This window comes from Iodobacter sp. (assembly GCF_025352645.1).
GTDB lineage: Bacteria > Pseudomonadota > Gammaproteobacteria > Burkholderiales > Chitinibacteraceae > Iodobacter.
Genome location: NZ_JANXSO010000111.1, coordinates 1 through 7,088, shown reverse-complemented (window position 1 = coordinate 7,088; position 7,088 = coordinate 1). Strand labels below are relative to the sequence as shown.

Here is a 7,088-nt window from a genome sequence, read left to right as displayed (position 1 = left end):
CCTGTGGCTATTTCATGGCCTTGGGGCCTTGCTAGGCTGGCTGGCTTGGCTGTTATCGCCACGCTACAGACAGCGTTTGGCTGCCAACTTGCAGCAGTCGGGTATTGCGCAAAACGGGGCAGATTATAAGCGATTGCACCGTTTAAGTGTGAGTGCCCATGGCATGGGAGCGTTAGAACTTTTACCAGCTTGGCTTAGAACCCCAAAGCAGGTTGCCGAATGGGTAAAAGAGCGCGATGGTTGGCAGCATGTTGAGGCGGCTTTACAAAGCGGTCGGCCCATGATGTTTGTTTCCCCGCACCTTGGTGGAATCGAGGTCTGTGGTGTGTATATAAGCACACAGATCCCTTGTGTGCTGGCGGCTTTGTATCGTCCCCCCAAACTTAAATGGCTTGAGCCTTTGATGGTGACTGGCCGAAACCGCGCCAATGGCCTCGCAGCCCCCGCCAATGCCAGCGGCGTAAAGATCTTACTGCGCACCTTAAAAGAGAAGCAAGCAATTTATATACTCCCAGATCAGGCTCCTGGGGCGGGAGAGGGGGCTTGGGCTCCCTTCTTTGGTAAGCTAGCTTACACAATGACTCTGCTTCCCCGCTTAAGCAAATCTACTCAGCCAGTTATCTTAATGTGCTTTGCCGAGCGGCTATCTTGGGGGCGTGGTTTTAAAATGCATTTCGCTCCGCTAGATGAGGCCTTTTGCGGGGATGCGCAAGCCGATGCAGTAATTTTGAATCGTAATGTAGAGCAGATGGTACGGCGTGCACCTAGCCAATATCTATGGAGCTATAACCGTTATAAGCGCCCAGCAGGCGCACCTTTACCTGAGGATGTATGAGTTACCGTTTTTTACTTGGATTGTTTTGGTGTTTAAGCTGCTTACCTTTAGCGCTTTTGCGTGGTCTTGGAAATATATTGGGCAGAGCGCTTTATCTGGCAGTAAAAAGCCGCAGAAAAATTGGGCTGACTAATTTAAAGCTCTGCTTTCCAGAGTGGCCTCAGGGCGAGCATGAGCGGGTATTAAAACAACATTATCAAGCGCTTTGCACCTGTATTTTCTATTACAGCAAGCTTTGGTTTGGCTCTAAAGCGCAAGTCGCGCGTTTGGTTCGTCGGGAAGGGTTCGAGCATTTTACGGCGGTAGACACTGAGCATTTAATTGTTCTGGCACCCCACTTTTTAGGCTTAGATTTTGGTGGTGTGCGGCATATGGTGGATCATCGTGGGGCAAGCATGTATTCATCTGCCCATGATAATGCCTTTGATTTAATGCTACTGCGCGGGCGCAGCCGCTTTAATCAGCCACTGTTAATCAAGCGCAGCGAAGGGATACGCGGTATTTTGCGGGCGATTAAACAGGGTGTATGTTTCTACTATCTACCCGATCAAGATCTTGGCCCGCGCGAATCGGTGTTTGTGCCTTTCTTTGGGATTCAAACCGCCACCGTGCCAGGCTTATCTCGGCTTGCAACTATGGGCAAGGCACGCGTGGTGCCGATGATTACCACACTAGAAAAAAACGGCTTTGTCTGCCGCTATTACCCCGCGTGGGAAAATTTTCCAAGCGACGATGTGATGGCCGATACCGCCCGCATGAATGCTTTTATTGAAGAGCGGGTGCGTGAGCATCCGTCGCAATACTACTGGCTACACCGCCGCTTTAAAACTCGCCCCGAGGGTGAGGCTAGTTTGTATTAATTAAACCTGTAGGGAGGGGCACGGCATGCCGTACCCTGTTTACAGCTGATGCAATTCTTGCAGCAACTCCCTTAGGCATTGGGCGTCTTCTGCGATGAGCATTTGCTCTACGATAGGCTTGATTTTTTGCATCTCGCCGGTCAGGATTTCTTGTTTTACCTTGAGTAGCTGAATCGGCAGCATAGAAAACCGGCGTAGCCCAAGGCCAAGTAAGAGCCGTGTTAGCGCTGGATCGCCCGCCATTTCCCCACACATTGATACTGGTTTTCCCATGCGGGTAGCGGTGCTAATAACGTGGTGCAGTAGCTGAATCACCGCAGGGTGCAGTGGGTCGTATAGATGCGAGACCGCATCATCGTTACGGTCTACCGCAAGGGTGTACTGGATTAAATCGTTGGTGCCGATCGAGATAAAATCTAGATGCGCTAAAAACTGCGCCACTTGCACGGCGGCTGCAGGCACTTCAATCATGCCACCTAGCTCGATGTTCTCATCAAAAGCCACGCCATCGTCCCTGAGCTGGGATTTAGCTTCTTCTAAATGCTTACGAGTTTGCCGTACTTCTCCCACATAAGAGAGCATGGGGAGTAAGAGCTTGATTTTGCCGTAGGCGGATGCCCGTAATAGGGCGCGCAGCTGGGTGCGAAACATTTGCGGCTCAGCCATGCAGAGGCGAATGCCGGTCAGCCCTAATGCTGGGTTAGGGGTTTCACGCTCTTGTTGCCACTTAGGAATTTTATCTTTGCCTAAATCGACAGTGCGGATAATCACCGGCTGGCCTTTCATCGCCTCAGCCACTTGCTTATAGGCAAGAAATTGCTCTTCTTCGGTGGGTAAATCAGATTCAGATAAAAACAAAAACTCTGAGCGAAATAGGCCCACACCGGTAGCGCCGTTTTCTATGGATAATTTGCAATCGTCTGGTACTTCAATATTGGCAAACAGCTCGATCTCTTCGCCGTCTTTGGTGATGGGCTGACGGGTACGAATATCTTGTAGCGCTTTTTGTTTTTTAAGCCAATCGCGCTGACGATGGCGATATTCTTTAAGAATGACTTCGTCAGGATCAACGATCACAATGCCGTTAATCCCGTCAACAATAATCAGCTCGTCTTCACGGATCAGCTCACGGGCGTGGCGCAGCGCCAGCACGGATGGTAAATCCAAGCTGCGGGCTAAGATGGCCGTGTGTGAGGTGGGGCCGCCCACATCGGTAATAAAGGCGAGGTAGTCGGTGTCTTTAAATAGCACCATATCGGCGGGGCTAAGATCGTGCGCCACCAGAATACAGTTGGGGGCAATTTCGGCCAGTGGGTGCGAGTGGTTTTCATGACCAGCCAGCGTTTTAAATACACGCTCAACCACTTGAATCACATCGCTACGGCGCTCTCTGAGGTATTCGTCTTCGATCTCATCGAATTGGGCCAGCAGTACTTCTAGCTGTAGCTTGAGCGCCCATTCGGCATTGCAGTGTTGTTGCTCGATCAAATGGCGCGGCTCTTTAGAGAGCATATGATCGTTAAGCAGCATGATATGTAGGGATAAAAATGCGCCTAGCTCGGCGGGGGCGTTTTCCGGAATACTGCCCCAGAGCATTTCTAAAGATTTACGGGTAACGCGAATCGCATCATCAAAACGTGCAAGCTCGGCGGGAATATCGGCGGCGGATAGTTGGTAATGGGCAATTTCAATATCGGCGTGGGATATCAGATGAGCTTGCCCGATCGCAATCCCCCCGCCAATGCCAATCCCTTGTAGCGTAATGCTCATAAGCCTCCTTGCCACCGTGCCGGTGATCGCAATCTATTTTGGGTACAAAATCTCTGTTAAAACTGAGCCTGCGGCAAGTGGCAGACCTAGCTTTGCATCTTTAATCTACTTTTTTGCAAAGCGAGCCTTACTCGCCTTCACCAAATTTATCGGCAATTAAGGCCGTGAGTGCGGTCATGGCCGTATCAGCGTCTGGGCCATTGTCGGTTTCTAGCATGATTTTGCTGCCTTTGCCTGCTGCTAACATCATCACGCCCATAATTGATTTGGCATTCACGCGTTTCTGATTGCGGCTTAGCCAGACTTCACATTGAAATTGGCTGGCTAGTTGGGTGAGCTTACTAGAGGCACGGGCATGTAAGCCCAATTTGTTGACGATTTCTACTTCATTGATTGGCATACCGCTTATTCCTGATCTGTGGTTGGCAGCATGTACAACACACCTTCTAAGCCACCGGTAATGGCTTTGCTGACTACAACGTCTAATGTTTGATGGCTATAGCTGAGGGTTCTTACCAGCATAGGCAAGTTTACCCCTGCGATGGCTTCTACTTTGCCAGCCTCAACTAAGCGTTGGGCGACATTAGAAGGGGTTCCGCCATAAATGTCTGTAAGGAGTAATACACCTGAGCCATCGTCTAAATCGCTAATCATTTGGCGGGCACGCCGCGCCACTTCATCAGGATCATCGGCTTTGCTGACGGATAGTTGCAGCAAATTAGGGAGATCCCGCGCCATGATGTGCTGCGCGCACAAGACTAAGGCTTCGCCTAAAGACACGTGTGTAACAATAATAATACCGACCATACCTTCGTTACCTTAACTTGCGTAAGTTTCATGTTACCATTTAGTAGGCTTTGTTGCTTGCTACAGATATGACGTAAAACAATTTTTACTGATGAAAAGCACTGCTTCAAGACGCTTTTAAGCAGGGAGCCACGAGCGAGAGTCTGCAAATTTTTAAAACGTAAAGAAAGCGCATCCCGCAGACATGGTTTTCTCTGTAAAACACCGCGCCCTCTGGGTTTGCTGGCTTAACAGCTCCTGATTATGCCTCTTGCTCAATCTCATTATAAATATCGTAGGGCGGGTGAAGGCCGCATATTTCTTCAGCATTACTCGCGGGTTGCATCCGACCTACTTATTCCAAAACCAAGCCCAACACTCAAGAAATCCATCTACACAGAGTTCATTCAGCAAGAGGCATAATCAGGTCACAACTGGCTGTTAAAAGCTTACGCCAAGTCAGGCTAACGTAAACGGTAAATATGCACGGGTGGCTTTATCCAGCTGATACGGCGCTGTAATTCTTCCGTTATATACACGCTGCCATCATTACCCACGATTAGTACATCTTGCAATCCAAACCTCTGGGCATAATGTAAGGTCTTTCCTATGCCGCCAATAAAAATTGGTTTGGTCGCGATATCTGAAATCGCCCCCGCTTCAAGGCTGGGGGGCGCAATCACCGTTGCGGCTTCCATGGTGGTGGCGGGCTGGCCTGTGCGTGGGTCGATCAAATGCGAGTAGCGTTTACCGCCTACTTCAAAAAACCGTTGGTAGTCACCAGAGGTGCCAATGGCTTCGCCGCTTTTAAGGGCAATGGTAGCCATGGCTTGTGGCTCTCTGGGGTGCTGAATGCCGACCACCCAAGGGGTTTGATCTTTTTTACCCAAGGCCAATACATTGCCGCCGATATTAATCAGCGCATTATTCACCCGATGTTTACGCAAGTACGCTGCCGCTCTATCTAGCGCCCAGCCTTTAGCAAAGCCGCCGGTATCCAATTGCACCGCAGGATTGCTGCTGCTGACGGTGCTTGCCTCAAAGCTTAGGTTTTGCATGGAGGGCTGGCCTGCAAGCAGTTGGTCTATGCTGGCTTGGCTAGGTAAAACGGGCGCATAGCTGTCTTTATGAAAGCCCCATGCCGTAATTAGCCCTCCCATGGCGGGGTTAAATAATTGATCAGATCGTTCTGCATATTGGCTGGCTTGTTTAAGCAAGGCCGCCGTTTCTGTATCGATAAGGGCTGGTTCGCCGCGTGCAAAGCTTGCGTTGATGCGGGTGATTTCTGATGGCTGCCAAGGGTGTAGGCGAGTGTGGATGCGATCTAAATCAGCAAACACGGCGGCGGCGTGTTTTTGTGCCACATCTTCTGGCAAGCCCCAAATAGAGATCTGTACCCGAGTGCCAAAGACATAACTTTCCTGTTGGTAGAGCGGTGCCTTGCTACAGGCACTTAAAAGTAATACTCCGACCAGTAGAAAAATTTTTATCATGGGGCTGCGTGTTTTTCTAAAGCATCAATAAAGAGGCCTGCCACGTTGATACCCGATTGCGCGGTGATCTCGGCGAGGATGTGGCTGGCTGGTGATTTGTTACGCATTAGGCGGCGTGTTTTTCTAAAGCATCAATAAAGAGGCCTGCCACGTTGATACCCGATTGCGCGGTGATCTCTGCGAAGCAAGTAGGGCTAGTAACATTCACCTCGGTGAGGTTCTCACCAATCACATCTAAACCCACTAATAGCAAGCCTTGAGCGGCGAGCTGTGGCCCGAGTGCCTCGGCAATTTCTTTATCTCTAGCCGTTAATGGCCTTGCTACGCCGCTGCCACCGGCAGCTAAATTACCGCGTGTTTCACCCGCCTTGGGGATGCGCGCTAGGCACCAATCCACCGGCTTGCCATCAATCAGCAGAATGCGCTTGTCGCCTTCTTTTATCGCCGCAATATAGCGCTGCGCCATAATGGTTTGTGTGCCATTGGCGGTTAGCGTTTCGATAATCGAGCCTACATTTGGATCGGTGGCGGTGAGGCGGAAAATCCCTGTACCGCCCATGCCATCCAGTGGCTTGAGAATAATATCGCCATGCTCAGCTAAAAACTCACGCACATCGCTTTCGGACTGGGTGACTAGCGTTGGTGCGGTGAACTGAGGAAACTTCAAAATCGCCAATTTTTCGTTGAAGTCGCGCAGCGCCTGGCCACGGTTAAATACTTTTGCTCCCTGCGCTTCGGCCAGCGTAAAGAGCTGGGTGGCGTAGAAGTATTGCTGATCAAAGGGCGGATCTTTACGCATGATGACGGCGTTAAAATCTTTGAGTGCCGTAATCGCCGCATCATCTTGGCTATACCAAGCATGGCCGCTTTGCGTTGCGGTGAAATGCAGCTTGGCTGCCAGTGCCTCGACCATGCCGTCTTTGATTCTTAAATTTTCAGCGCCGCAAGTAAAAACCTCATGCCCACGCGCATCCGCCTCGCGCATCATGGCGTAGCTGGTATCTTTGTAAATCTTTAGGCTGGCAAGCGGGTCAAGCACAACAAGGATTTTCATAGCGGCCTTTATGACAGACAAAAATTTTAAAACGTAATGACGGAGGTGTCATGAAAACCTAAATCTTGAACCACAGAGAACACGGAGGGTCACGGAGAAAAGCCAATTTGAGATTTCGAAACTTCAGCAATAATAGGGTTTAATTTCCATAGGGTCTGTTGACGTTTCATTCACAATTGCGCTGAGCCGGAAAACGGCCAGGCACAAGGCATGCGACGAAGGCAATAACTGGTTATTTCCGAGGAGCATAACGCAGTGAATGGCCGTTTTCCGGCTCAGCCCTTCGGGTT

General features: G+C 50.2%; 7 protein-coding genes. 2 read left to right on the top strand and 5 right to left on the bottom strand.

The genetic code is table 11. The annotated features are described in order from the left end of the window. Both Q0R17_RS12715 and Q0R17_RS12710 read left to right on the top strand, forming a co-directional pair. A partial coding sequence (locus tag Q0R17_RS12715; protein ID WP_308446360.1) for a lysophospholipid acyltransferase family protein occupies positions 1-835 on the top strand: 835 nt, incomplete at its 5' end. Continuing rightward, complete coding sequence (locus Q0R17_RS12710) at positions 832-1,695, top strand: lipid A biosynthesis lauroyl acyltransferase (RefSeq protein WP_293935669.1); 864 nt, start codon at positions 832-834, stop codon at positions 1,693-1,695. The genes Q0R17_RS12715 and Q0R17_RS12710, both read left to right, overlap by 4 nt. 39 nt (positions 1,696-1,734) lie before the next feature. Here the strand turns inward: Q0R17_RS12710 and ptsP are convergent, their stop codons facing one another. The 5 genes from ptsP to gshB form a co-directional block, all read right to left on the bottom strand. After that, positions 1,735-3,465, bottom strand: coding sequence for a phosphoenolpyruvate--protein phosphotransferase (ptsP, locus tag Q0R17_RS12705; protein WP_293935668.1), 1,731 nt, complete (start codon positions 3,463-3,465; stop codon positions 1,735-1,737). A 127-nt stretch (positions 3,466-3,592) separates the two neighbouring features. Next, positions 3,593-3,865 carry an HPr family phosphocarrier protein gene (locus Q0R17_RS12700; RefSeq protein WP_293935667.1) on the bottom strand — a complete coding sequence of 91 codons (273 nt, stop codon included), beginning with the start codon at positions 3,863-3,865 and terminating at the stop codon, positions 3,593-3,595. Positions 3,866-3,870: 5 nt separating this feature from the next. After that, positions 3,871-4,272 (bottom strand): PTS sugar transporter subunit IIA, encoded by a 402-nt coding sequence (locus tag Q0R17_RS12695; RefSeq protein ID WP_293935666.1) that lies wholly within the window; start codon positions 4,270-4,272, stop codon positions 3,871-3,873. Between the two features lie 443 nt (positions 4,273-4,715). Beyond that, positions 4,716-5,744: an FAD:protein FMN transferase gene (locus Q0R17_RS12690; protein ID WP_293935665.1), complete on the bottom strand. Its 1,029-nt coding sequence runs from the start codon at positions 5,742-5,744 to the stop codon at positions 4,716-4,718. A 106-nt stretch (positions 5,745-5,850) separates the two neighbouring features. Continuing rightward, positions 5,851-6,798 (bottom strand): glutathione synthase, encoded by a 948-nt coding sequence (gshB, locus tag Q0R17_RS12685; RefSeq protein ID WP_293935664.1) that lies wholly within the window; start codon positions 6,796-6,798, stop codon positions 5,851-5,853. Between the last annotated feature and the right edge of the window lie 290 nt (positions 6,799-7,088).

Bases quoted from the DNA above. Each gene is read 5' to 3' on its own strand.
- Q0R17_RS12700 (WP_293935667.1), bottom strand. From the start codon at position 3,865: ATGCCAATCAATGAAGTAGAAATCGTCAACAAATTGGGCTTACATGCC.
- Q0R17_RS12710 (WP_293935669.1), top strand. From the start codon at position 832: ATGAGTTACCGTTTTTTACTTGGATTGTTTTGGTGTTTAAGCTGCTTA.
- ptsP (WP_293935668.1), bottom strand. From the start codon at position 3,465: ATGAGCATTACGCTACAAGGGATTGGCATTGGCGGGGGGATTGCGATC.
- gshB (WP_293935664.1), bottom strand. From the start codon at position 6,798: ATGAAAATCCTTGTTGTGCTTGACCCGCTTGCCAGCCTAAAGATTTAC.
- Q0R17_RS12695 (WP_293935666.1), bottom strand. From the start codon at position 4,272: ATGGTCGGTATTATTATTGTTACACACGTGTCTTTAGGCGAAGCCTTA.
- Q0R17_RS12690 (WP_293935665.1), bottom strand. From the start codon at position 5,744: ATGATAAAAATTTTTCTACTGGTCGGAGTATTACTTTTAAGTGCCTGT.